The organism is Paenibacillus sp. YIM B09110 (assembly GCF_037167145.1).
GTDB lineage: Bacteria > Bacillota > Bacilli > Paenibacillales > Paenibacillaceae > Pristimantibacillus.
Window position 1 is genome coordinate 300,047 of sequence record NZ_JBANSP010000006.1, and the last position, 26,590, is coordinate 326,636.

13 protein-coding genes are annotated in these 26,590 nt (G+C 49.2%); 3 read left to right on the forward strand and 10 right to left on the reverse strand.

All coding sequences use genetic code 11. The features are described from left to right. Positions 1-5 precede the first annotated feature (5 nt). Together V8F51_RS12190 and biuH are read right to left on the reverse strand one after the other, a co-directional pair. Positions 6-1,016, reverse strand: coding sequence for an ABC transporter substrate-binding protein (locus V8F51_RS12190; RefSeq protein WP_337100502.1), 1,011 nt, complete (start codon positions 1,014-1,016; stop codon positions 6-8). A 46-nt stretch (positions 1,017-1,062) separates the two neighbouring features. Further along, positions 1,063-1,746 (reverse strand): biuret amidohydrolase, encoded by a 684-nt coding sequence (gene biuH, locus V8F51_RS12195; RefSeq protein WP_337100503.1) that lies wholly within the window; start codon positions 1,744-1,746, stop codon positions 1,063-1,065. Positions 1,747-2,254: 508 nt separating this feature from the next. Between biuH and V8F51_RS12200 the strand changes: the two genes are divergently transcribed. Beyond that, positions 2,255-8,296, forward strand: coding sequence for an Ig-like domain-containing protein (locus V8F51_RS12200; protein ID WP_337100504.1), 6,042 nt, complete (start codon positions 2,255-2,257; stop codon positions 8,294-8,296). A gap of 483 nt (positions 8,297-8,779) precedes the next feature. On the opposite strand, the gene V8F51_RS12205 is transcribed toward V8F51_RS12200, so the two are convergent. The 4 genes from V8F51_RS12205 to V8F51_RS12220 form a co-directional block, all read right to left on the reverse strand. After that, positions 8,780-10,351 (reverse strand): ABC-F family ATP-binding cassette domain-containing protein, encoded by a 1,572-nt coding sequence (locus tag V8F51_RS12205; protein WP_337100505.1) that lies wholly within the window; start codon positions 10,349-10,351, stop codon positions 8,780-8,782. A gap of 115 nt (positions 10,352-10,466) precedes the next feature. Then, positions 10,467-11,207: a DUF975 family protein gene (locus V8F51_RS12210; RefSeq protein ID WP_337100506.1), complete on the reverse strand. Its 741-nt coding sequence runs from the start codon at positions 11,205-11,207 to the stop codon at positions 10,467-10,469. Positions 11,208-11,453: 246 nt separating this feature from the next. Continuing rightward, entirely contained in the window at positions 11,454-15,305 is a 3,852-nt protein-coding gene (locus V8F51_RS12215; RefSeq protein ID WP_337100507.1) for a fibronectin type III domain-containing protein, read from the reverse strand. Between the two features lie 466 nt (positions 15,306-15,771). Further along, positions 15,772-16,692, reverse strand: coding sequence for a hypothetical protein (locus V8F51_RS12220; protein ID WP_337100508.1), 921 nt, complete (start codon positions 16,690-16,692; stop codon positions 15,772-15,774). Between the two features lie 230 nt (positions 16,693-16,922). On the opposite strand from V8F51_RS12220, the gene V8F51_RS12225 reads away from it, so the two are divergent. Both V8F51_RS12225 and V8F51_RS12230 read left to right on the forward strand, forming a co-directional pair. Next, positions 16,923-17,486, forward strand: a complete 564-nt coding sequence (locus V8F51_RS12225) for a DUF1697 domain-containing protein (protein WP_337100509.1) — start codon at positions 16,923-16,925, stop codon at positions 17,484-17,486. A gap of 18 nt (positions 17,487-17,504) precedes the next feature. Next, on the forward strand, positions 17,505-18,617 hold the full coding sequence (locus V8F51_RS12230; protein WP_337100510.1) for a metallophosphoesterase: 1,113 nt from the start codon (positions 17,505-17,507) through the stop codon (positions 18,615-18,617). Between the two features lie 243 nt (positions 18,618-18,860). On the opposite strand, the gene V8F51_RS12235 is transcribed toward V8F51_RS12230, so the two are convergent. The 4 genes from V8F51_RS12235 to V8F51_RS12250 form a co-directional block, all read right to left on the reverse strand. Next, complete coding sequence (locus V8F51_RS12235) at positions 18,861-20,120, reverse strand: molybdopterin-dependent oxidoreductase (protein WP_337100511.1); 1,260 nt, start codon at positions 20,118-20,120, stop codon at positions 18,861-18,863. Positions 20,121-20,280: 160 nt separating this feature from the next. Further along, positions 20,281-23,334: a glycoside hydrolase family 2 TIM barrel-domain containing protein gene (locus V8F51_RS12240; protein WP_337100512.1), complete on the reverse strand. Its 3,054-nt coding sequence runs from the start codon at positions 23,332-23,334 to the stop codon at positions 20,281-20,283. 3 nt (positions 23,335-23,337) lie between these two features. Beyond that, on the reverse strand, positions 23,338-25,224 hold the full coding sequence (locus V8F51_RS12245) for a DUF2264 domain-containing protein (protein WP_337100513.1): 1,887 nt from the start codon (positions 25,222-25,224) through the stop codon (positions 23,338-23,340). Between the two features lie 32 nt (positions 25,225-25,256). Then, positions 25,257-26,384, reverse strand: a complete 1,128-nt coding sequence (locus V8F51_RS12250; protein WP_337100514.1) for a glycoside hydrolase family 88 protein — start codon at positions 26,382-26,384, stop codon at positions 25,257-25,259. Positions 26,385-26,590 lie beyond the last annotated feature (206 nt).

Here is a 26,590-nt window from a genome sequence, read left to right on the forward strand (position 1 = left end):
ACTCCCTATTCGATAAATTCATTCGTGAACACGTCTTCCAAGTTCTGTTCTTCCTTCAAAAACTTCAAGTCGATCAGACTCTTCTGCAGCTCGCTCCAAGCTGCCGTATCCATCTTCCCAAGCGGCAGATTGGCCGGTTCAAGCAGCTCTACGCTAGCTTTCATCATGCCTATTTCATGTTCGAGATTCAGCTTGCTGCCGTACTTCAACCCGAATTCCGCAGCTTCCTCAGGGTTAGCAATCGCGTACTCCCAGCCCTTCATTGAGGCTTGGACGAAGCTCTTGACCATCTCTGGATCGTTCTTGATGATAGACTCGGTCGTAAATAGCGTATCCGCATAAAAATTAATGTCGTAATCGCCAGGTTGGATAACGTTCACTTCATGCCCTTGCTCTTGAACGGCAAGCATCTCGTTAATCACATACCCCGGCCATGCTGCCACTTGACCGCTAAGCAGCGGACTCATATCGTATTTCACCGGCATTTCTTCGATCTTCGAAGCTTCGATGCCGGCGCTGTTCACCATGGCGCGGTAAGTCAATTCCTCGTTGCCGCCCAGCTTCACGCCGACCTTCTTGCCGATAAGATCCTCCATTTTCGTTATGCCGGAATCCTTCAAGCTGAACAAGACGAAAGGCGTCTTGCGATATACGGCCGACAGCGCTTGAACCGGCACGCCTTTTTCCCGCGCCATCAGAATTTGATCGGCACCGGTAACGCCGAAGTGCTCGCTTCCCGAAGCGATCATCTGTACGGAAGGGAAATCCGCTCCGCCAGGTCTGATCTCGACGTCCAATCCCGCTTCCTTATAGAAGCCCTTCTCCACCGCGGTATAATACCCGGCGAATTGCGCTTGATGAATCCACTTCAGCCTTAGCACGACCTTCCTCAGCTCGCCCGTCTCTCCGTTTGAAGCCCCTGACGAAGCAGGCGCTTGATTAGAACCGCATGCCGTCGCAACGAGCATGATAGCCGCCAATACGATAAACAATGATTTCTTTGAATTTCTCCACATAATAGTTCCCTCCGTTATATGTTCTCTATGTTTTGGTTTTAGTAGATTAATAGTTTTGCAATGCCTTCAGCACATGTTCGGAGCTGCTCACGCTACCGAATACGCCGCCCTGCATCGTTACCATGTTCAGCGCCGCCTGATGGTTGGCCGGGTCCGTCGCCCCCGTGCAATCCTCCAGAATCAAGCATTCATACCCTCTGTCGTTAGCCTCCCTCATCGTCGTATGAACGCACACGTCGGTTGTGATGCCAGTCAATATCAGATGCGTAATGCCTTTATTTTTCAATACTAGCTCCAGGTCCGTTGCATAAAAGCTTCCCTTTCCCGGCTTATCGATGATCCATTCGCCTTCGATCGGTCGGAGATCCTCGATGATTTCCCAGCCGGGCTCTCCTCTAACCAAGATCCGTCCGGCAGGACCGTGCGAGCCGATCTCCGCGCCGATCTGTTTGCTCCTCCACCTTTTGTTAGGAGGCAGATCGGATAGATCCGGCTTATGGCCTTCTCTCGTATGAATAACCGTCATGCCTTCTATTTGCCGAACCCGGTTCAACAACTTCTTGATAGGCTCGATAGGCTTTGCCGTCAGCGACAAGTCATACCCCATTTGCTCCACATATCCGCCTTTGCCGCAAAAATCGATTTGCATATCAATAATGACCAGCGCCGTTTTCGAAGGATCAACGTTTCCATCAAAGGGCCACGCATAAGGGTTAGCTGTTATCTGCATCGTTGACTCAACTCCTTTCAAACCTCACATGTTTGTCGTATTTCACAAGAAGAATGCTTTCGTTTTTGTTTATGTGTAAGATTATATCACATGTAATTCGGTTTTTGTTTGTGAATTTCACAAATATGCAGGATGTTCGATTGTGTATTTATACAAAAGAACAATTTTGTGTCATGTTTTATTACATAAAGACGAATTTCCATAACAAAAAACGCCGCTTTCCCCTATCGGGAAATGCGACGATTTTATCGTTATATTTAATATGATTTGGAGCTACAAGCAGGCTGGAGACCAAAATCGTCAAGGCGTATAGTTGTTTTGAATTACGGCATTCGATTGGCTCAAATTATATAAATCAAAATCCATGTTAAATATTGCCACAACAACTAGAGTCATGGAATAATATAGAATAATGTAACTTTAATCTAGAAAGAGGTCAGCTACAATGAAGCTCTTTAAATTAAGCATTAATCTTGTAATAATAATTGCTCTAGCAAGTACATCTTTTTTGGTATACACGCCTCGTGTCTCCGCTGAATCTCAGGAGAGAGGTTATACACAGATTTCGGGAGGCAATCAATTTACGGTCGCTCTCAAGGCCGATGGTTCGGTCTGGGCTTGGGGGTACAACGCGGAGGGAGAGCTGGGAAACGGCACTTTTACGAACAGTCCCACTCCAACCAAAGTATTAAACCTTAACGACGTCGTAGCCGTGGCAACCGGGGACAAGCATGCCCTTGCCTTAAAGAGAGACGGAACGGTCTGGGCTTGGGGCGACAATGATTATGGCTTAGCGGGAATGCAGAATTGGAACGCACACGTATCGGTTCCCGTTCAAATAAACACCTTAAGTGATATAACATCTATCTCGGCGGCTTCGTCTCATAGTTTGGCCCTGAAATCCGACGGAACGGTCTGGACTTGGGGACTGAATCAGAATGGCTCAACTAAGCTTACAAGTGTATTAGGACTTAGTGATGCCGTAACCATTACCGCGGGCGCTAAACATAACCTTGCCATTAAGAAAGACGGAACAGTCTTCGCGTGGGGAGATAATACTTACGGTCAGTCGCACTCTGTAAATCTTACGAATGCAAAAGACATCTCTGCAAGCGAGTATTATAGCGTGGTATTAAAGGACGATGGCACCATCTGGATTTGGGGAAGATATAAAGTTTTCCCTTGGCAGCTGAAATATAAAAACGGAAATGTTTTTAAAGATGTCCATTCGATAAGTTCAAGCGGTTCTTACGGTTTAGCCATGAAAGAAGACGGTACAGTGTGGACTTTCCCCTTCGATTCAGACATCCAAGATCCCGAAATGGTTAGCGGTATTTACCAAGCTATCGGGATTAACGCGGGTTCGGACCATATTTTAGCCCTCAAATCTGACGGTACGGTTTGGGGTTGGGGGGCAAACGTTTACGGCCAACTCGGAGATGGAACATTGACGAACAGTTTCAACCCGACTTTAGCCCTAGGCACTACCCATACTTCCAACTCCGAGCTGTCCGCTACATTAACGAACGTTTCTGCGAATGGGACCGCTGAGACAAAGCTATTAGTAAAGCTAGTCGATAAACTCAATCGACCTGTCCAAGGTCATACGGTACGCATATCACAGAACGGAAACTCTAAAGTCTCACCAATCGAAGGGATAACGGACGATCACGGGTTAGTTGTTTTTGCTGCAACGAACACAATTGCAGAGAATGTAACTTACACCGCGATAGATACGACGGATAAAGAGACGATTAGGCAGCATGTCGATGTCCAGTATTCGCCTGATACCGTAAGTATGGCAAACTCAACATTTACAGCATCCTCCACGTATTTACCAGCCGATGGCACGACCAGCGGCACTTTAACCGTTACGCTTAGAGATTCGAACGATAACCCGATAAACCAACAAGCTGTCCGAATCGATCAAGGTAGCGGTAGCGCCGTCATTACACCGATTAATGGCGGAGTAACAGATACCGACGGAGAGGCTTCGTTTCTGGTGACCAATTCAGTATCCGAGATAATTACGGTTTCGGCTACGCACGATCAAGCGCATTCAACTCTTGAACAATCGATACAAATAACGTTCAATCCCGCAACGCCAAACGCCGAAATTACGTCCTCGTCTACATATGTGGAAGCAAATGGGACAGACTCTTCGTCCATAACCGTTACCCTCCTTGACGCAGAAGGTGCTCCAATTCCCGGGCACATTATCAGCCTCACGCAAGGTAGCGGTACTTCAGCTACTATTCTGCCGAACGAAGGGGTAACGGATGCAAATGGACAAACTGTTTTTTCAGTGATGAATTCTCGCCCGGAGAACGTTGCGTTTACTGCAACAGACGTGACGGAGCAGACAACGGTCGATCAGAGTCCAATCGTAACCTTTTATCATAAAGTGACGGACATCGAATTAAAAGAAACAAACTTAACTCTTAAAGTCGGACAAGATATTTCGCGACTTAAAGCACAAGTGTTTCCAAATAGTGCGACGAACAAGCAGTTGATCTGGAGCAGCAGCAACCCGGATGTAGCCACGGTAAGTGAAGACGGGACCGTCACTCCCCTTTCGGTCGGATCCTCTATCGTTACCGTTACAACCATCGATCAAGAAAAAACAGCTTCATGCGTGGTCACAGTATTAGGTCTTACAGATGAAAAAGCCTCGACGGTTAGTACATCCGCCACAAGTACGAGTGCCGATCGCACAAGCCAAGTAACCATCGTCGCTAAGTTGGTAGATTCGCTCGGCAATCCCATGTCTAATCATTCACTAATCTTATCGCAGGGAGAAGGCAGTTCGACCATCACTCCTTTATCGGATAGTGTCACCAACGCGAACGGACAGGCTTGGTTTACGGTCTCTAACACGAAAGCAGAGACGGTAACCTATACTCTTACCGATAATACGGACCATGTCACTCTATTACAATCGGCGCAAGTCGTATTTAAGGCTGGATTAATCAATTGGCAAAGTTCGATCGTTTCCGCCTCGTCAACCGAAGTGGAAGCAAACGGCATAGAAAACAGTACGATAACCGTTATAGGAAAAGATTTTTATGAAAATTTAATTCCTAACGTTAAAATTACGCTTACTCAAGGAAACGGTTCACGCTCTACGATAACTCCCGTAAACGGTGGAAAAACAGATGCAAACGGCGTAGCGAAATTTACAGTGACGAGTAAATACGTAGAAACGGTAACTTACTCCGCAAGCGCGGAAACAACGCCTTATATGACGATGCTCGATAAGCCGCAAGTCAAATTCATACGGGGTCCGGCAAATACTTCCCAGTCGACGTTAACTGCTTCATCTTCTCAATTACTGGCAGACGGAACTTCCGGCAGTACGCTTATAGTCACGCTTAAAAGCTCAGGGGGCCACCCGATCGATAACCACAAAGTAACAATTTCGCAGGGAGACGGAAATTCTACCATAACTCCGGTTAACAATGGTTTTACCAATGCCCAAGGGCAAGCCCGTTTTATCGTGACAAATAAGAATGTCGAAACGGTAACCTACGTCGTAAAGGATTCAATAGTTAATGAAAATTTTGAGATTACCACGACCGTTACCTTTATTGTTGGCCCAACGAGTCCGACAAACTCATATATCACTGCTACGCCTTCCAAAGTAGAATTAAACGGACAGTCCAGCAGTACTCTGATTGTGACGCTTAGAGATGCTATGGGTCATCGCGTTCCAAACAAGATGGTTAAACTTACACAAGGCGGAGGAAGTTCCTCCATTACGCCTGCCCATGGTCAATTGACGGATGCCTATGGTCAAGCCACATTTACAGTAACGAATACGAAAGAGGAAACCGTTACTTACACAGGGATTGATGCCGCAAACTCTGCCATCTTAACGACCGGTTCTTCCGTGAATTTTTACGTAAACCATGTAGTGGGAGTTATTCTGGATCAAGCCAAAATGACGATAAGGCCAGGCGATGGTCCCGTTGCCTTATCGGCCCAGATTATTCCCGATAATGCTACAAATAAACAATTATCGTGGAGCAGCAGCAATCCTGCCGTGGCGCAAGTAGATCAAAATGGCATAGTGACTCCCTTAAGTCCGGGAACCGCCATCATAAAGGTCATCTCCGAGGACGGCCGCAAAGAAGCCACTCGCAGCGTCGTCGTATCAAAACCAGCGGCAGGTCCGCCGGTTACGAATATATCCATAACGAACAATTTGACTGGAGTAGATGATCTCATAACCGTCAAAGGATTGGCTAGCGGGAGTATCGTGAAAATCTATCGCCAGTTGAACGATCGGACTCCGATCGCACAGGGGAGCGCGACGTTAGTTGGGGGAACCCGAAACTACGAAGCAAGAATTGCAATACCGCAGTTAAGCGAGCTTTCCGGCTCACTTTACGTGTCTGTCACGAATGGGATTAGCGAATCCGGCAAGACGTTAAAAAATTATGCAGGCGAACCTTCAGTCCGCTTAAACGCCGAGCAGATCCGAGTTTACAACAATGTTTCTCCGATTAAAGATACCGTCACCGTATCTCAGATCAACGCCGGCGATAGCATTCAAATCTACAATAATAACAAAACTTCCGCAGCTCTTGCCAAAGCTACGGCAACAAGCGACGGGGAAGTCCAAGTCTCCATTAATCAGTTGGGGCGCACGTCAAATATCGTCCTTATTTCCATCACACGATTGGGGTATTCGGAGAGCGAGAAACTGCCCTTTACCTATGAGGCAGAACCGCCTTCCGGCCCGTCAGCTTCGTCAATAACGGTTACTAACCATTTGGCACCAAGCGATTCTGATGGAAAGGCAGATTACTTGACAATCTCGGGATTGTCTGACAACGATCTGTTCGCGGCATACGATCAATTAAACGATGGCGCTTTGATTGGAAAGGGTGTCGCAGGGTCTTCTTGCTCGCTTGCAGGCAACAAAAAAACGTGTACGATTACTGTAGAGCTCCCAAGCCACAAAAGTGGTACGGTCTATATTAGCGTAACGCGGGCGGGAGTGGAGAGCGCACGTACGCCCAAATCGTATTTGGCCGAACCCTCGTTCCCCGTGAACATGGACTCTTCTAGCGGATCGGACGGAGACGTATTTATTCGAAATAACTACAGAACTCTTGCGGATTTAATACAAGTGACTCATCTTTCCGCTGGGGATGTCGTTAAAATCTATAACGAGAAAAATGTCGTACTAGCGACATCTAAGCCAGTAGCCGACGGGCAGACCAGTATAATGATCCCAATCTCACAATTGGGGACGAATTCAGGCAAGTTGTACGTATCCGTTATACGCAAAGATTATTTGGAAAGCGCTAAAGTTGCAGTGGCCTATCCAGAAGAAGCACCTTCGGGACCTGCCGTAAGCTCCATAACAGTAACAAACAATATTGGACTAGATCAAATATATCTGACGGGGTTGGAACCGAAAGATTTGATTAAAGTTTACAATGACGCGTCAATGACGACTTTAATTACGACAGAAATTGCAGATAGCCCAGACGGAGGCAACAAAGCAACCGCTTCGTTATATCTCTCGCTCCCGAGCGAACAAGCGGGAAAAATATATATTACGCTAACCAGACAAGGAGTTGAAAGCTCACCTACCGAGAAAGCTTATGCGGCACAGCCTTCCAATCCAATTACAGAAGTCACGGCGTTTAACAATCTCGTAAAACCCGATCTTGTTGTCGTGGGCGGTCTAGCCACTGGCGATATTGTCAAAGTTTATAAGGACGAAAGCTCTAAATCGGTAATTATCGGTACTTCTAAGCCAGTAGCAAGCGGACAATCCAGCATAACCGTATCGATTCCCCAGTTCAGCAAGGATTTGAATTCCGGTGTGGTCTTTGTATCCGTAATACGCAAAGGTTATCTCGAAAGCGAGCGTATCCCTGTAGTTTATCAAGGAGCGCCACCAGCGGCCCCTCTGACGAATGCCATCACAGTCGTTAATCGCTATGGAACCGAGGATATCGTGCAAGTGACCGGATTAAAGGCCGGAGATTTCGTACATGTCTACAATAATGCGAATATGGATGCTGGGGCTCTACTTGTCGAAGCTGCCGCCGAACAATTGGAGAATGGTTCTTTCGTCGCCAACACGATCGTTACCTTGAATCCGGGCAAGGGCTCTGTATACGTATCAATTGTTAGAGAAGGGATAGAGAGTGATTATACATCCAAAGCTTATTCCGTTGAGTTATCGCCGACGCTTGACTTTAGTCAAATCGATATTTACGATTACGTCGACAGTAAGGTAAAAGACAAGATCATCGTTTCATACCTTAGCAAAGGCACAACCATTAAAGTATATCTCTTAAACGGAACAAACTGGAAGATATTGAGCACCTCGTCTAATGTGATAGCCGCTAATGGTTCCTATCAATTAACGCTGCCATTAAATTTTCCGAACGAATGGTTCATTAAGATTACGCAAACCGTTACTGGGCACCCCGAAAGCGAAGGGGCTTATTTCCAACTCAGCAATGATGCGATTGCTAGTTTATCGTCAAGCCCCGCAATAAATCTAACGAAAAGTCTAGTTGAATAATCTTTCATAAAAAAAACAGGCTGGGGACTAGGCGCCCCGGCCTGTTGCATGTCTGAACAGAGAATTAAAAAGAATGCAAAAGTATTTTCGATTAACTTACGTAATCAAACAACACATGTTGACTGCTCGCCCCCGCCCCTCGCGGGAATCAATCAACATCACGCTGATCGTGACCGCAAGGTCGAAATTATCCGGCAGCGGTTGCCGTCCGCCATACTCTTCGACGGGGGCGGACAGATCCTCTCCAAATCCAAATATAGGGCTCCTAGAATATGCAAAGTTTCATATATTTCACGGACGGCATCCGGTTTGCCCATAAGGAAGCAACATTCCATGATCACAATATCCGGATCGTATATGCGTTCCAGGAGCCATTTTGAAGAAACGATATTGTTCATTCTTCATTTCGCGCCTTTCACCTTCCGATTCATTCGTCCTATTACACCAAACAACAAGAACCGCCTCTAAAGCTACGAGATCCCCCTACAAACTTTGTTCCGTTATACCTAACACAGGGTCAAAGCTCAGCATCTTCGTCCCGATTTTGTCGATGAAGAACCGATCATGGCTGACCGTTATGACGGCGCCGGGAAAATGGATCAACGCCTGTTCCATAACCTGTATGCTCGTTAGATCCAAGTGGTTGGTCGGCTCATCCAATACAATGACGGCGGCTCCGGAGAGAAGACATTTAGCAAGGGCAACCCTTGCCTTCTGTCCGCCGGAAAGATTGCCGATCGTTTTGCTTAGATCCATCTCCGAGAATTGCAGCATGGATAAGAACTTGTTCACCTTTTTACGAGGCGCATCCAATCCTAAACCGTACGTATTGACCGCATGGCTAACGGTATCCTTAGGATCAAGCTCGTCCCACATCCGGTTGAAATAGGCGTAGCCTACACCCTTCTCCCAGGTCACCTCGCCGGACTCCGGTTTTTCCTGCCCGGTAAGCACCTTAATGAGCGTCGATTTTCCGCTTCCGTTAGGCCCTACGATGACTAAACGGTCATCCTTCTGGATATCGAAGCTGACGTTCTCGAAGATCGTCCGACCGTCGTAGGTCTGTCCGATGCTCTTCACTTCACATAGCTTATCGGGAAAACGCAGCTTTTCGTAAATATCGGTAATCAGCACGTTCACGGGATGCGGCTCGATACGCTTCTTGTTGTCAGCCAGTTGACGGGAAAGCCGGTCCTTCGACTTCTTCTTGCTCGCGCGGCTGTCGATCGCTTCGGACTCCATGAGCAGAAGCTCTTCCTCCCACTCGAACTGGCGGTCCAGCTCTTTTTTGCGCATTTTCTTTTTGCGGACGTAATCGGTGTAATTGCCTTCATATTCTTGAAAATGATAGTTCTCGATCTCAATGGTTCGCGTAACGACTTTGTCTATGAACTGCCTGTCATGGGACACTAGAATCATAGCGCCGTTGAACCGATACAACCACTGCTCCAACCACGTTATCCCTTCGATATCCAGGTAGTTCGTTGGCTCGTCAAGCAAGACGACATCAGGCAGCTCGATTAACATCTTAGCTAGAGCCGCGCGGTTTCTCCAGCCTCCCGACAATTCATCGATAGGCTGATTGCGGGATCTATCGTTGAACCCCAGCTTCGTAAGAACCGTGTTAATCTCGACAGAAACATTCCAGCCGTCCAAATGGTCCATTTGTTCAAAAAGTTCCGCTTGTCTCGCGAGCAGCCGTTCCATCTCGCCATCGTCGGTCACCAGCCCCAGCGTTTCCCCCACTTCCTGCAGCTCTCGTTCGATAATCGCCACCTGTTCGAAGCACAGCTCCAGCTCTTGTTGAACCGACAAACTGCCGGTCATTTCCGAGAATTGAGAGAAGTAACCGATCTTAACCTTCGGATCTATATCCACTTTTCCAGACGTTGGCTCTTCTTTGCCCATGATCAGCTTGAACACCGTCGACTTGCCGGCACCGTTCCGTCCGATCAGCCCGATGCGATCCCCTTGGCTCAAGCGAAAATAAATATCGCGAATGATCAGGGAGTCTTCATACTTCTTAGTCACATTCTCCAAACGAATTACACTCATCACTATCACCCTTCTAAATCCGTCAGTCTAATGTGATTATACCACTACCGCAAAAAAACAGAGCAGCGGACGTCAAGTCTCCGCTACTCTGTTTAACACTCGTGTCTACTTGGATTTAGAATACTGGCGTCTGATTCAGCCACAGCTCTTCTTCCGATGTTAAGCCTCTCTTCAGCGCCTCTTGGCGCAAGGCCAGATAAAGCTCCGCTTTCGTGGCGTAAATATAAGGCATGACAAACAGGACGCCAACGAACAATACGATTACGCCGAGAAGGAGCCAGCCAATAAAGCTTAGATCGAGCACGAAGATACGGAATTTATGTCCCCGCGTCATTTCCTTGCTTAGCTCCACCGCGCGCCGATAGCCGATGTTCGGGTTGTCCGCCAAAATGAAAGGTACCAGGCTGTATGCGTACGATTTCACGATTCCCGGAATAATCAGAAGCAGAAACCATAGGAGGTTCAGGAACGTTCTCCACAGCATCGCTTTCACGATATCCCAATACCTGTGCTTGTTGAACGCATAGCCTAGATGGTTGAGATTCACCTCATGCTCCGCCGCTTGCTTGAAGTAGCGCATCGAACCGACCTCAAGGGGAAAACAGAGAAAAATACGGAACGCGAGCGCGAATACGAAGACGATTAAAAAAATGAAAATGACGATCGCAATGATCGGACCGACAAACTCCCAGTCTACGTCCGGGCCGGTGGAACGGGATGATCCAAAGTTGAAGCTAGACGGACTGCCTCCGCCTCCAGTGACGAACACGAGAATAATACTGACCAGAAAAGCCTTCCAATACGATGTGCGCAGCACCTCCTTGGCTCTCTGCTTCAGCTCTTTCCTCTCCCACATCGCTCAATCTCTCCCTTCATCCTTTATTTCGCGCCTTACAATATGTACCATGTTAAATATAGTATGACAAGCCTTGAAATATGCATATAACAGCAGCATGATTTGTTCTTCTGACCACTGATCGGCCATACCCGCGCGATCGATTCATTATTCACTCATTCCTTTCCGAGCTAAGAACATAATGAGGAGGTGCCCATAGCCTATGGCTTTTGGTACACCTCCTTCATTTACTAATATATTTCTAGCCTAAGCTCGGTTAGTTTTTACGGTTACTACACTTGATTCCCCTTCATACTGACCGCCTACAACCACGAGTTTGAACTTATAGCTTTGATTCGCAGTTAGATCGTCAACCGTAGTCGTAATACTATCAGCAGCAATGTAAACTTCAGACCAAATCTTCCCATCAAGTGAATACAAAATATAAATCTGTTCAGCCCCAGTTATTTCCTTCCACTTGAAGCTTGAGGTATAGGCCGTCTTACTCGTTGAAGTGAAACCCGAAATCGAAAGTGACTTCGTCCGTACTTCCACCTCATTCGACTCTCCTTCATTTCCTCCGCCTGTAACGAATATGCGATAAGCGTAACTCGTATTCGGAGTCAGTCCTTTAATCGTTATAGACTTCCCGGATGCCGAAATACTCACTCCAGCAACTGGTACCCAGTCGCCTCCAACTAATTGCTGCAATTGTATTGCAGTCGCCTTAGATGCCGCACTCCATGCTAGCGATACACTATTCGAAGTATAAGAGTTAACCTTCAACGAATCGATCGGCGCAATGAGTGTGCGCTCCCCTACTGGATTCGAAGTCCCTGCATTTTGACCGCCCGTTACCGTAATACGGAATATATAATCCGTTCCTACTACAAGTCCCGTAACGACAGCACTTTCAGCGCTTGGAACTAACGGCACCATTACCTTCGAGTTTGTCCAAGACTTGCCATTCAACGATTGCTGAATGACTAATTTATTAGCTCCAACTGCTGCCTTCCAGTTCAACGTAATCTTGCTTCCTGTTGTCTCGCCTTCATCTACCGAAAGATCCGACAGCGGCAATGGAATCGTTGTTACCGTCACGCTATTTGATTGGCCCTCATTTTGACCGCCAATAACGTTCAAACGGAAAAAATATTTTGTCGCTGGAGTCAGACCCGTAACTGTTGCAACTATAGCTGTAGAATTAATGTTATCAAGCGCTACAACATTCCATGCTTTTCCGTCCGTCGACAGCTGGATCTCAATCTCAGTCGCTCCAATAGCTCCTGGCCATCTAAACTCGGCCGATGTAGCTTTCAAATTGGCTCTACCCGTACTAGCAAAATTTTTCAAAGGAACCGGCTTTGTAACGCCCTCTGCAATATTGGACGTTCCCATATTAGCTCCTTCAGCTATTTTCAAGCGAAATTGGTAAGCGGTATTAGGAAGCAGCCCTTTTACAGTAGCTGTCTTAGCTGATCCTGATACTTTAAGCGCTTCTTCCTTCCAGCTTAAGCCACCATTTACCGAATACTCGACATAAATTGTTTTTGCTCTAATTGCCGCAGGCCATGACAGAACAACTGTGTTTGTTGTAATCCCTTTCACACTAAGTTCAGATATTGGAACACTAGCGGTAACAGCATCTTCTACGTTAGATACTCCATCATTATGCCCCCCTGTTACAAGCACCCGGAAGTAATATAACGTTCCCGACTGTAAGCCATTTACTTCTGCCTCACTAGCATTTGCGTTCAAATTACCTGTCGCAGCATTAGTCCATGTTTTTGCGTTCAACGACTGCTGGACAATCAGTTTTGATGCTCCGACTGGTGCGGTCCATCTCAGGTCAGCAGAATTACCACTCACAGCGCTTATAACCAGATTTGAAATCGGATTTGTAAGCGTTGTTAATGTAACGGCATTAGATTCGCCACGGTTTATTCCACCAACAACGAACAGTCGGAATTGGTAAGCGGAATTGGGAGAAAGCCCCGTTACCGTTGCCATTGTCGATTCTGCCGTTAATTCATTAGTTACTGAGTCTATCCAAGTCTGTCCTCCATCACTCGATTGTTGGATGAAATAGGTATACACATTTGCAGCAGCTTCCCATTTAAACGATGCTGTTCGATCTGTTTTTCCGGTATTAGTAAAGCTTAAAAGCTTGATACCGTATGTTTCTAACGCAATGATATTGGAAGGACCTGCATTAATCCCTCCAGAAACTATAAGCTGGAATTCATAATAACTATTAGGCTTCAAATTGCTTACCGTCGCTGAAGTTGCAGTAGTCAAAATTGTGTCTGTCTTAGCAACCGTCCACTCTCCGAACTCCTCTCGTTGCATAACGCTAATCTTAGTAGCATTACTTAATGAAGGCCATTGAAGCTTAAGCGTATTGGATTTCACTTCGACAGGAGTTAGTTCCGAAACCGTTATAGTCTCAAAGTCCACATCTACCAACATATTGGGAGAAGATTCGGATTTTACTCTGATAGTAACGCCCGAAGCTTGATTGTTATTAAGCCTACTATTAGGATTTGTAAAATCATTCAGTTCTGAACCGAGTCTATAGAAAGGATCATCAGGATATCCATAATAACTTACCAATTCTACACCAAGCGGGAATGTTGCATTCACTGAATAAAAGTTGTTAGTAAGTATATCTAAATCTATATGCCAAATTGCAATCCCACTTGAGAAATAGGGATAGTAGGAAGGATAATTCGATGAAAAGAATAGTCCTTGGTCAAAACCGCTATAATCTTTTTGTTGGCGGTTCTCCAACAAAAAATATTCAGTTGGATCTATTGTCGGCACTTTGATTATATTGTAGCTATCAAGATCTTCGGTATTGATAGCATTTAGTGTCACCAATGCATCAAAGCCAAAAGCAAGATCCATTGGTTTCTCGAAGCCTAAAAATAGTTTCGACCAAGCATCGAAGTGAACTGGTGTCGCTCCAAAATACTCCCCTGCAACCATTGTCCAAGAACCCGCGCCCATTACGCTGTAATCGCCAACTCCGCCTGTGTCTTCTCCCCAATCCCCATCTACATCATATAAATCGGGTAGATCCAGATCATGGCCTAGCTCATGTACAATAATACCGACGGTTGCTTGGTGATCGCCCTGCATTTCGCCAAATTGCGTATAGCTGCCGTCCTTGGCGTGGTTCAAGATCTTTACGCCGTCGATTACCGGAGCCTTGGAAGTCTCTTCAGTCCACTGATGCCCCCATACGCTTGGAATACCGCTATATTCATAATCATAGAATGCCGCCTCTTGACCTGCAATAATCGTCACAATATGTAGCTCTTGAGAGGATATATGTCCATCCTTGTTTGAGTCATATGATGCAAAATTCACTTGGGGATTTGCCGCTCGGAGAGCGTCTGCCACCAATTGACGATTTACGGAACTTGTATTTTCAGCCGTATCTGGATGGTTCTTAGCCAACGTAACCTTTACAACACCGTTATTTGTCGTGCCAGATGTTTCATTGGCGGGCAAAAAGTAAAACTTATTGCTCGAGTTTTCTTTATAAAAAGTGTTGACCGTCTTCCCTATCGCTCCAAAGATAAGATTACTCCAGTCGGCTTCCGTGGTCGATAAGGAGATGTCGTTGAATTCAACCAATACGACCAGCAACGGGTGCGGTTTCGTTAGATTTTTATTAGTCTTAATTTCTCCGCTTACAATGACCGGAGCTTTAGAAAGACCATTGCTTTCGTCACGTGTCGTTAAGTTATTCTGATAAAGAGGCGTAACGTCCTTTGAAGACAGAACCTGAGACGGTTGCTTATGAATTGCGAATTTATTCTTACTGGCAACCAGCTTACCCCCTTTATTCTCTGCATAATACCAATATCCATCTTCGTTTTGTACAATTACGGCACCGCTGTCTGCAGCAGTCCAGTTAAAATGCTCGTCGCCTACTTTCTGAGCAGTAAATACCGTTCCGTCAGGCTGTATATATTCACCCTTAATCGGTGCAGCAGGTGCTGCTAGAGTCTGCTCGCCCATTAGGACAAAGGCTGCTATCGCAGCAACTAAGATTGCATAAATATAATAGTTTCTAAAAACAAATAAATCTTTCATTCTTAAGCTTTGCAAAAAGTATGACCTCCTGAAGGATGTATTTAGTTCTATTTACTTGCTATATATTCGCTTCCAGGCATCCCCCTTCAGTCTATATATAGGAGTATTCAACCATGATCGAGTGATCGCCAGTGTTATCTTCCTATTTACTTAGTTCTATCGATACAAATGAAATTGCATGATAGAATGCTAAAGTAATATAACAGAATTTGGGTACAAATATTGTCGAATTATGTCGCGATAGAAAAAATGTATATGGAGTGGGAATCAAGAATCAACATACCTATACATTGTTCGCCAGCAAGTTAATTCCTTCTAATCGAATCTTCATAGTCTGCTCCCTATAGTTAGGAAAGGCCAGAATCCTCAGATGAGAAGTTCTGGCCTTCTTTGCAGCTATTTTAAAGACGCGATTAAATCTCGACATTCCTGTATATCTATATCCCTAAATTTATTTAGATTTATTGAATTGTAATTCAGGTTAAATAGTACCATTCGTATTTATAACCGTAGCTGTAACAGCACGGGTATTTATCGATCCCCCGGCGTCTCCTGCAGATGTAGCCAGCCCTTTAATGGTAAATGAATAATTGTACGTACCCGGTCCCGGATTGTCGACCCAAGTGAGATTAGACGTCACGGTAATTTGCTCGAGTGGAGGTTGATTCGGCCCCGGCACAATGGCTTCATTATTAACTGCGATAATATCATTCGGATTTCTTGATAGGAAGCTATTGACCGAATAACTTAGAATATTTGTAAATTCCACATTTGCAAAAGCATCCAGTTTCACGACTTGATTGGCTCCAAGCACAATAGAAGACAGGGTTAACGCAGTCGTTGCCTGGTTTTCCGTCAAAGGAACAGGCTCACTGCTTCCGGCAAATCGAACATCCACAATGCCTGGGGGACCCGCTTGTCCCTGTATTCCCTGTATTCCCTGTTGCCCCTGTGAGCCAGCAGCCCCTTGAGCTCCAGTTGCTCCTTGCGGGCCAATTGCTCCTGAGGCTTCTACCTCTCTCGTTGGTTCAATAATTTTTGCCGCTTGAATGGCTTGTGTAAATGCAGGCGTTGATACAAGCCCCGGCAGTACGGTACGAACTGCGCTGTCAAAGGTAGGATGTGAAATAAGCTCTGGCAGCACGGAACGGACAACTTTATCAAATGCGGGAGTTGCAATTAAATTCGGTAATACGGAGACGATCGTTCTGTTAAAAGTGGGGTGCGAAATTAAAGAGGGTATGACATTAGGTGATATTGTTCTTGAAGTAACCGCATATCTTGCAAGTTTAGTGCTGGTTACCGCTCTCGGAGCTATTCTTCTAGCTTTTATAGGCAACTCAAGTCTGCTGACTCGTTCTTCGACTGTAAGTCTTCTTCTTCTGACCGCCAAAGCATTCATCCCCTCCTGCCATTTCGTTGGATATATTACCCATTCAGTTAACAGTGTATTTTTGGGGGATAGGTCATGGCACGACGTTTGTACCTGATTGATTCGTCTATTTTGCGGCTGTAAGCTCTTCTTATGCTTGGAAAAGACCGCCTACTATTCAACCGATTCATTGTTCGCTCTATCTTTTCCGAGTATACTATTTCCAATTGATCGATTAGGCGAACACAGGAGGTCTGAAGATGGTATTCGTAGCGTTACTTAGAGGCATTAACGTAGGCGGCAACAACAAAATCGATATGAAGCAGCTTAAGCGAACGTTCGAAGCAATTGGCTTAACCGATGTAGTGACCTACATCAATACGGGCAATATCGTATTTACGGACGGCTCTCGCCTCGCCCAGGAGCTAAGCGAGAGGCTGGAGGAAGCGATAGCGGCCGACTTCGGCCTAACCATCAAAGTAATGGTGCGGCATTTGGACGAAATCAAAGCCATTATGGACAAGCTGCCGGATAGCTGGACGAATGATGCGAACATGAAGAGTGACGTGCTCTACTTATGGGATGGGATCAATGAAGAGTCCGTGCTCGAGAAGCTGACCATCAAGCCTCAGATCGACCGCGTTATCTATGTCCATGGCGCCATACTATGGTCGTACGACCGCGTCAATGCGGGCAAGAGCGGCATGGGAAAAATCATCGGCACGAAGGTTTACCAGCAAACGACGGTACGCAATGTCAACACGGCGCGCAAAATATACGAGCTCATGCAAGCCGCAGCACGAAACCTGGACAGCAAGCCGTAACATTATAAGGAGGTCTCTATGTTTATCGTCATCGGGCTCGTATTTATCATTCTGTACGCCCTCATCGTATTCTATATCGGCTGGAGCGGTTGGTCGTGGATCAAGCCGGCGGTATCTCGCAGATTCCGGCTCGTCTATATTATTGCGCTCGTCTTTCTGGCAAGCTCTCTCTTTCTCTCCAGAATGGTAGCAGGCTCAACGATCTTAAGCGTCATCGGCAGCTATTGGCTGGCTTTATTCAGCTTATTGATTATGCTCCTTCCGCTCGTTCACCTAACGGTCTGGCTTACGAAGCTGACACGGCTGCCGCGCCATTCCGTCCAAAAGTGGTCGGGAGTCGCCACTTTGCTTCTGATGGTCGTTCTGCTCGGTTACGGAAGCTTTAATGCCTTTAGTCCGACAGTCCGTTCCTATGACATCTCTATCGACAAAGAAGGACCAGCGAACGGCGAGCTTCATATCGTGATGGCGGCCGATATGCACTTCAGCTATTTATCGGGAAAAGCGCATGCGCAGCGAATGGTGAAGGAAATAAATGCGTTAAAACCGGACATCGTGTTATTTCCCGGCGATATTGTGGATGACGATATTGTGCCTTATAAGGATAAAGGCATCGGCGATATTTTATCGGAGCTCGAAGCCCCTCTCGGCGTGTTCGCCTCTCTCGGCAATCATGACCGGTTCAAAGGCGAGACCGAGGAGCTGATCGCGCTTATAGAGGAGAGCGGGATTCAGATTCTGTATGACGAGACGATCCAGCTTGGCGGTTGGCTGACGCTCGTCGGGCGCAAGGATTACAGCGACAAGGAGCGAGCGGATCTTGCCCGCCTGACGGAAGACATCGATCGTACAGGGCCGACCATTATGCTCGAGCATCAACCGGTCGAGCTGGATATCGCGGAGGAGCAAGGCATCGATCTGATGGTATCCGGCCATACCCATCACGGACAAATCGCGCCCGGCAATTTAATAACGGACCGGTTGTTCGAGAATGATTGGGGCCACTTGCAGAAAAGTCGGCTGCACTCCATCGTAACTTCCGGCTACGGCTTCTGGGGGCCACCGATCCGCATCGGCTCAAGGTCGGAAATCGTGTCCATTCATGTCCGTTTCTCCAATTCGGAGGGTTAACGCTATAAGCTTGTTACGTTCTAAGATTAGCCTGTAATTCATACAGGCTAATCGGAACTGCTTGCCTGATAAGTGGCTTTTGAGTGGAAATGATACAGCCAAAACCGGCGCTTCAGTCCTCAGCAGCCTTTTTCCGTCCATTTGACTGCACGAAATCCAATCAAACTTAGAAATCTTCTCATTCTCAGCCTTTTTATTGTATGAAATCCAATCAAAAGGCTGGCACACCTCAAAGACAGCCCCTTACACCCAAGCATCGTTGGAGTAGCCGCGTTGCTCCCAATACCCGACATGCTCGCCTTCAATGAGCTCGATCCGGTTTAGCCATTTGACCGACTTGTAGGCGTACATCTTGGGCACGATCAGCCTTACGGGACCGCCAAGATCGCTTGGGATCGGCTTGCCGTCATGCATAACGGCGACGAGCACATCGTCCAAATCCGCTTGCTCAAGTGTTAACGTATCCGTGTATACGCCGTCACCGGAATAGAACTTCACGGTACGGGCGGATGTCTTCACCCCCGCCTGCTTCAGCAGATCCTTCAGCTTGATGCCTTCCCACGTATTCTTATACACCGACCACCCTGTTACGCAGTGGAAATCGCTCACCTGCACCTCGCGTTTCAGCGCGACGAACTGCTTCCAGTCCCACTTGAAACTGCGGTCGACGAGTCCGTCTACCGTGAACGACCAGTTCTCGTTCGTGAAAGTCGGGATCGGCGTGACAGTGTACACGCGGAATTGCCCTTGGGCTCCTCCGCCGAGCGGCGGCGACGATGCCGGAAGCGGCTGCGGCGCGGGAACGAGGCTGTTGCCATCGTTCTCGATCAACTTCTCGAGCGACTCGCTGCCGCCGACGCCGAAGTTGCCAAGCGAATCGCCGACCCACTCCAGGAAGGAAGGCCCGATCGTGACGGCAAGCCCCGCTCCGATTGCGCCGCGTATGAACGAACGGCGCGTATACACCGGCTGTGGCGCTGCGGGATGCAGCGCTCCTGCAGCCGCAGTTGCCTCCCTCTCATCGCCTCGCTTAATCGTCCGGCGGTTCGGCTCCTTGAGCCATCGCACCCGAGTGAGCGAGTGATAAATGATATACGGCAGGCCGACCCACGTAAGCAGATCATGGACGACCAACGCGACATTAGAGACGCGCGGCCCGACTGCCCGGAACTGCCATAGCAGTACACCCGACAAAAACCAGCCTAGCAGCAGAGCCAGCACAACGATTACATTTGCTCGCTGGGCAGGCTTATCCTTAAGCTGCTTCCAATGCTTGCCCGCTAACAGCAAGTAGTACAGCACCGGCACAATCGAGGCGATACCGACAACGATATGCAGCCACTTGATCCACACGCGCCCTTCGCCGAGAATGCCCCGCCAGAAGCCGCCAACGAGAATGAGCCCCGTAAGCGCCAATAGGACGACGATCCATCCGTTCCACGAATGCAGCGACACGAGCTTTTTGCCAAATCCTTTGCGCAGGCTTGCAAGCATTTTCCCCATACGGCTGTCGCTCCTTTATTTCCGACTTTTCTCTTTCTTCTATTATAGCGCCTCGATAGAACATATTCGATATGCCATGACATGACGGATTACAAAAACGAAAGGACCTCATCCGCCACGGTTAGGTGGTGAATGAGGTCCTTCATGCCCAGTAAGACACTTACTTCCCGGCAGCGCTCAAAGTAAACTCGAACGTTATTTCTTTATCTGCCGGAATCAAGTATTCATCATGCACTGGCGCTCCCCAGCTGTCATCGCCGCCTACGCCCATTTGTTTGCCGGCAATGGTCACGACCGTATAATGGATATTCGGCAGCTCCCATGCATGGGCTGCATTCTCCAGCTCGAAGGCGGTGTATGGCGACAGCGTGCATTCCACGGGAGCTTGCGGATCGGCGCTCATCTTGAGGCCCGCTCCGGCAGCGTCGGTAATCGATAATCTTCTCACGCCCGTCCGATTGCCCGATTCCTGAGGCACCAGGTAGCTGGATGGCAGCTCGTCAACGCGTCGCTCGAATACGCCGAGACGCGCACCGAACGCGCGGTCGATATAGTTCTCTTCCGGCCCCATGGCATACCACTCCGAACGATCATAATCAGCCGGGATCTTGAACGTTAACGCGAAGATCGGCAAGTTCGGCAAGCCCTCGGCACCGATGTACCGCGAGCGAACGCGAAGACGTCCGTCTGCGAATACGGTGTAGGCTACGCTCACCCGCACATCCGGGCTAATGCTGAACGAGTACTGATAAGCAACTGTTGCCGATCCAGCCTCTTCGGTTAGCTCGACGCTCTCGCAACGGCGAGCCAAGCTTGCCGCATACCAAGCTCCCGCTTGGAAACCTTGGTTGTAGCCCTTGTCGTTATCCGTCGTCGCCCGCCAGAACAACGGCATTGGCGGCGCGGCGATCATCTCGCCTCCGTCGCCATACCGCAAGGATACGATCGAGCCGGCTTGCTTCGAGAACAGCATAGCGAAGCCGACTCCGGTTATACCGATATTAACGTCTCCCTCGATAACCGTCAGTTCCCCGGACGCCTGCTCTGCATCAACAGTTTGCGACTCTACCCGATAAATATGTTGCCCGAACGCGACCTCATGCCCCGCTTCTGCCCACAGCTCGTCCTCTTTCAATACTAACGCAGCGTGCAAGCAGTATTCGCCAGCCTCGCTGCAATTTTCCGCCGGCAACTTCAAATGTATATGTCCCGTTTCCTGAGCCGCTACGAAGACGTCGCTCTCTCCGGCAAATACCTCCACGCCCTCAAGGTACAATCGGATTCGCAGGCTTAAGCCTTCCGTGCTCTCGAACAGGTTCTCGTTCTTGATAGCAACCGAGTCGCGCGACACTTCAAGCTTCATATTCTGATACAGGAACTTAACCTCCTGCATCTTAGGCGTCTCCTTCCGATCGGCGAACACGATGCCGTTGCCGCAGAAGCTATAGTCCGTTGGACGGTCGTCGTAGTCTCCTCCGTACGCCAAGTACTCTTCGCCGTAACGATTGGTCTTCACAAGCGACTGATCGATATAGTCCCAGATGAAGCCGCCCTGATACATCGGGTATTTGCTCTCCAGCTCCGTATATTTGTGCAGTCCGCCAACCGAGTTGCCCATCGCGTGCATATACTCGCAGCTAATGTAAGGCTTCGCCGGATTCCCTTGCAAATAAGCTTCGATATCCGCCGGCTTCGCGTACATGCGGCTTTCCATATCGCTCGTGTCGTCGAAATCGCGATTGTGGAACACGCCCTCGTAATGAACCAATCGGCTCGGATCCGCCTCGCGGAAATAGTTAGATACATTCAGGATAACTTCGCCCGCGTACGATTCGTTGCCGCATGACCAGATGAGAATGGACGGATGGTTTTTGTCCCTCTCCAGCATCGATATCGCGCGGTCCATGACGATTGGCTGCCATTCGGGCCTATCGCCCGGCACATTCCACGAAGGCTCGACCGCCCCCATCTTCTGCCAGGAACCATGCGATTCCAGGTTCATCTCATCGATGACGTACACGCCGTATTCGTCGCACAGCTCGTACCATAACGTCTGGTTCGGATAGTGGGACGTACGCACAGCGTTAATGTTGTTTCGCTTAAGCGTCGCGATATCCCAGAGCATATCTTCCTTCGTCACCACCCTGCCGCTGCGGCAATTGAACTCATGGCGGTTAACGCCCTTAAATACGATCCGCTCACCGTTTAAGCACATTAACCGATTGATCATCTCGAACCTGCGGAAGCCGGCCTTCTGCACAATCGCCTCTACCAATTCTCCTTCGGCATTCAATACCGAAATATAGACCCGATATAAATAAGGCTTCTCCGCGCTCCATAGCTGAACCTTACCCGCAGCAGCGGTCAATGTGAGCGAACCGTTCCCGAATTGCCCCGTTACGGTAGCAACCGTAATGCCCGCCGCATCCTTCAGCTCCACTCGCGCCTGAGCAGCCGAATGAATCTTGTCCATCAGTTGCAAATCCACGGTTAACACGCCTTGCGAATAGGAATCGTCCAGCTCCGCCCGAACGCGCACATCCTGCACATGCAGCTCGGGAATCGTATACAGGTACACATCGCGGAAAATACCCGAAAACCGCCAGAAATCCTGATCCTCCAGCCAGCTTCCCGTGCTCCGCTGATACACCTCTACGGCAAGCTTGTTCTCTCCCTCGCGCACATGCGGCGTCAGCTCGAACTCCGACGGCGTGAAGCTGTCTTCCGCATAACCGACGAACTCGCCGTTCAGCCAGACGTAGAACGCCGATTCCACGCCCTGGAACGAAATATAGACCGGCTGGCCCGCCATATTCGCAGGCAACTCGAACGCCTTCACATAGCTGCCGACGGGGTTCTCCTTAGGAAGCCCGGGAGGACGCGCGCCATCCAATCCGTCCCACGGGTACATCGTATTGACGTATTGCGGCGAGGCAAAGCCTTGCAGCTGAATATGACCCGGAACCTGAATGTCCGACCACTCCGAGTGATCATAATTTACGTCATAAAATAAAGCTTCTCTCGCTTCCGCTCTGCCCGAATAGCTGAACTTCCAGCTCCCGTTCAGCTCATGCCTAAGCGCCATCGGCGCTCCCGCCTCCGCTTCCTCCATCGTGCGATAATACCGGTGATCCGAGTGGGCATCGAGACGATTCACCCGAAATACGCTCACGTCGCTAAGCCAAGCGCTTGTTGGTTTCTTTTCTGCTCCCATTGCTTATGCTTCAATCCTCTCTATGCCAACATTCGTTAGTTTATAAATGCTCTCTTTGCCTATATACACGTTAAAGCTGTCGTTCTCATAGTCCACTCGAGGCGCAGTCTCCCATTCCTCTGCACAGTCTCTCGTCTTACTTCCGGGATTTCCATATACGCCGGTCGCCATCCAATGGACGCCCGGCTGCAAGCTGGCTGTCACCGTCGGAATGACCGTCCGCGCGTACAGCACATTCGTATTCGCGTTCGGATGGACAAGCTCAGCTTGCCCGCTGCCGAAGAGCAGCCGGATGCCGCTTGCGCCTAAAGCGGATACGGCCAGCGCTCCGCCCTGCTCCTTGCCCTCTTGCAGCGTTCGTTTCCCTTGCCGATCTTCAACGCCGAGCGCGAACCCGCCGTCAGCGGCATCGAGATATCTGCTGGAGGCGATACGATGAATGCGCACATGCCATGGCGCGCCGACTATGAGCCATGTCTGCACCTCGACATCGAGCCACGGCTTCCATACCGTATAGATCACGCCCGGCTCGATCAACGTCTGCTCTGCTTTCCGTTTCACCCGATAGATCCGGTCGCCTTCGCTAAGCGCAAGCATCGAATCGTACGCTCCTTGCGCAAGCCCCCATTCCGCCCGCGGCACGCTGAAGCCGAATTGATTGGAATAAGCGAACTTCTCGTATTTGGCCGCCGTATGCGTATGCTCGTTCGTCGAGGGATGTCCTGCATTGAAAGCGACAATATGATTGCTGGCTTCCTGCCTCTGAATGATTAGATGCGGCGACCGCTGCAAGGAGCGCTCGTTCAGCTCAGGCAGCGGCAGCTCCTCTGCCTGCCAGAACGGATGCTCCTCCGGCAGCGCAAGCGGAAGGAACGTTTTGAACGCCCAATACGGCGATCCCGGCGCATTGTAATTTTCCGCCATGACGAGATTCGGATAGGCGTAACCGATCGACAGCCTGCCGTCCGCTTCGAAGATCGGCTGAGCAAACCACCAGCGCAAATGCCGCAGTACAATGCCCTTCATGACGCCATAGGGAAACACCTCCACGCCTGCATAAGCAAGCGCGCTCCAGAAGGCCGCCTGCGAGAAACGATACGTTAGGCTTCGTCCGTAAGGCAGCGCGGAGCCGTCGCCCGCGAACCAGTAAATGAAGTCCTTCGCGAAAGCCGACGCCCTTTCCTTATAAAGCGCTGCCCGCTTCGGATCTTCCTCCCCCATCCACTCCGCATAGATCAAACCGTAATAATGGATCGCGAACGGTCCATAATAGTCGCAATGGCCGCCGATGCCGTCCGAATACCAGCCGTCCGACAAATAGAACGCGTCGATTCGATCCAAATTCGCGTTCATCTGCTCCCGGTCATACGGAAGTCCAAGCTTCTTGAAGCCGAGATTGACCATGACGAGAAAGAACAGCCAGTTGCAGTCGTAAACCGGACGTTCATTTATTTGGTTAAACCAGTCGAAGAAACGCCCCTTCTCCACATCGCTGAGCGGCTGCCACACTTGCTCTGGCGCCATAGCCATCGCAAGCCCGAAGGACGCCATCTCTACCAGCTTCTGATCGTAATCGTTCACGATTCCCCAATATTCTTCGTGCCCGGGATTCGTTCCGTTCCGTATTCCTTCTGTATAGAGCTTCCACAGCCCGGAATCGCCGCCTCCGGCAGCCAGCGGCGCCAGTCCCCATAACACGCGCGAGAAGCCTTCCATCTCGGCGGTTTCACTCGTGCAGCCCGAACCGGTCTCCCCCAGCTTCAGATGGGCCTTCCCTTCGCTGTAATATGGAACCAGCGGCTCGCATAGCTGGCGCAGCGCATCCTGCATATCCGCTCTCGTCGCGAGCGGATTCGATTGGATCGGCAATGGCTTGCCATATTTCGTCATACTCGCATCTCTCCTCTCCTTAACGACTCGTTCTACCAGAATAGGTCGTCGTGCCCATTCAATTGCGCGATGCCCTCGGCGAAGAAATAGTCGCCGTAAATAAGCGGCACATCAATGTTTCTGCCTTCCGGATAATGACTCGTGCCGTGCAGGATCAGACCTTCCTCGTCGCTGCGGTCCCATGCTCCGTAGTTGGCATACAGCGAATGCAGCATCCGCTCGCCCGCTTCATAATACAGCGACCGCTCCTCGTCCTTAACGAGCCTCGCGAGCAGCAGCAACCCCGAAGCGGCGCATGCTCCTGCAGAGGAATCGCGATATTTGACCACTTCTGGAGGCGTCCTGAAATCCCAATGCGGCACATGGTCCTCCGGCAGATTCGCGATAAAGAAATGAGCTACGCGCTTAGCCCCATCCAGGTAGCGCTCTTCGCCCGTGTAACGGAAAGCCAGGCTCATGCCGTACAGCGCCCATGCCGCCCCTCGCGACCAAGCGGAATCTGGCGAGTAGCCCTGTCCTCCATGAACACGCAGACGCTCTCCGCTCTCCGGGTCGAACTCGACGATATGATTGACTGAGCCGTCCTGCCGAATGAAATGCTGCAGCACCGTATCCGCATGCGCAACCGCCATATGCTTATACCTGGGATCTCCGGTAATGTCCGTCGCCCATAGAAGCAGCGGCAGATTCATCATGCAGTCGATAATCGCCCACCCTTCGTTGCGATCGCCGGGCTTCCAAGGATTCCAAGCACGTATGAACTTCCCTTGCATATTAAAACGTCCGCTCAGCAGATTAGCAGCCAGCAGTCCACGACGCCGAGCCTGTTCATCCCCGAGCAGCTTATACCTCGCCACGCTCGTCAGCGTCCACATGAATCCAATATCATGATCCAGACGGTCATAATCAAGAATGACCTGATCCAGCTGATTCTCGCAGGATTCGGCCAGTTGCCGAAGATGCTCGTCATTTGAATCCCTGTACACGAGCCAAAGCAGACCCGGCCAGAAGCCGGCCGTCCACCATGAAGCCGGCTCGAGCTTATACTTCCCCTCGACGCTTGCATGAGGAAATCCGTCACCTATCCGCAAGCTGGTGCTTGCAACCTTCTTCGCAATTCTCGACCACGCTTCCTCATGCCAATGCGAACTAGTTTCCATCGCTTCTCCTCACTCCAATCTTTTTCTATTGCAACCTTTCTCCAACCAGTTTATAATCGAAAACTTCACTGCACTATAACAACATGCTGTACTTAGTGAACAAAGATGCGGTTTTCATGTGAACGGTTGTGTGCATCGTTCATTATTCGACAAATACCCGCACGGCGCAGCTTATTTCACTGAAATGTTCACACAAAGCAATTTTG

Bases quoted from the DNA above. Each gene is read 5' to 3' on its own strand.
- V8F51_RS12190 (WP_337100502.1), bottom strand. From the start codon at position 1,016: ATGTGGAGAAATTCAAAGAAATCATTGTTTATCGTATTGGCGGCTATC.
- biuH (WP_337100503.1), bottom strand. From the start codon at position 1,746: ATGCAGATAACAGCTAACCCTTATGCGTGGCCCTTTGATGGAAACGTT.
- V8F51_RS12205 (WP_337100505.1), bottom strand. From the start codon at position 10,351: ATGAGTGTAATTCGTTTGGAGAATGTGACTAAGAAGTATGAAGACTCC.
- V8F51_RS12210 (WP_337100506.1), bottom strand. From the start codon at position 11,207: ATGTGGGAGAGGAAAGAGCTGAAGCAGAGAGCCAAGGAGGTGCTGCGC.
- V8F51_RS12220 (WP_337100508.1), bottom strand. From the start codon at position 16,692: ATGAATGCTTTGGCGGTCAGAAGAAGAAGACTTACAGTCGAAGAACGA.
- V8F51_RS12225 (WP_337100509.1), top strand. From the start codon at position 16,923: ATGGTATTCGTAGCGTTACTTAGAGGCATTAACGTAGGCGGCAACAAC.
- V8F51_RS12230 (WP_337100510.1), top strand. From the start codon at position 17,505: ATGTTTATCGTCATCGGGCTCGTATTTATCATTCTGTACGCCCTCATC.
- V8F51_RS12235 (WP_337100511.1), bottom strand. From the start codon at position 20,120: ATGGGGAAAATGCTTGCAAGCCTGCGCAAAGGATTTGGCAAAAAGCTC.
- V8F51_RS12240 (WP_337100512.1), bottom strand. From the start codon at position 23,334: ATGGGAGCAGAAAAGAAACCAACAAGCGCTTGGCTTAGCGACGTGAGC.
- V8F51_RS12245 (WP_337100513.1), bottom strand. From the start codon at position 25,224: ATGACGAAATATGGCAAGCCATTGCCGATCCAATCGAATCCGCTCGCG.
- V8F51_RS12250 (WP_337100514.1), bottom strand. From the start codon at position 26,384: ATGGAAACTAGTTCGCATTGGCATGAGGAAGCGTGGTCGAGAATTGCG.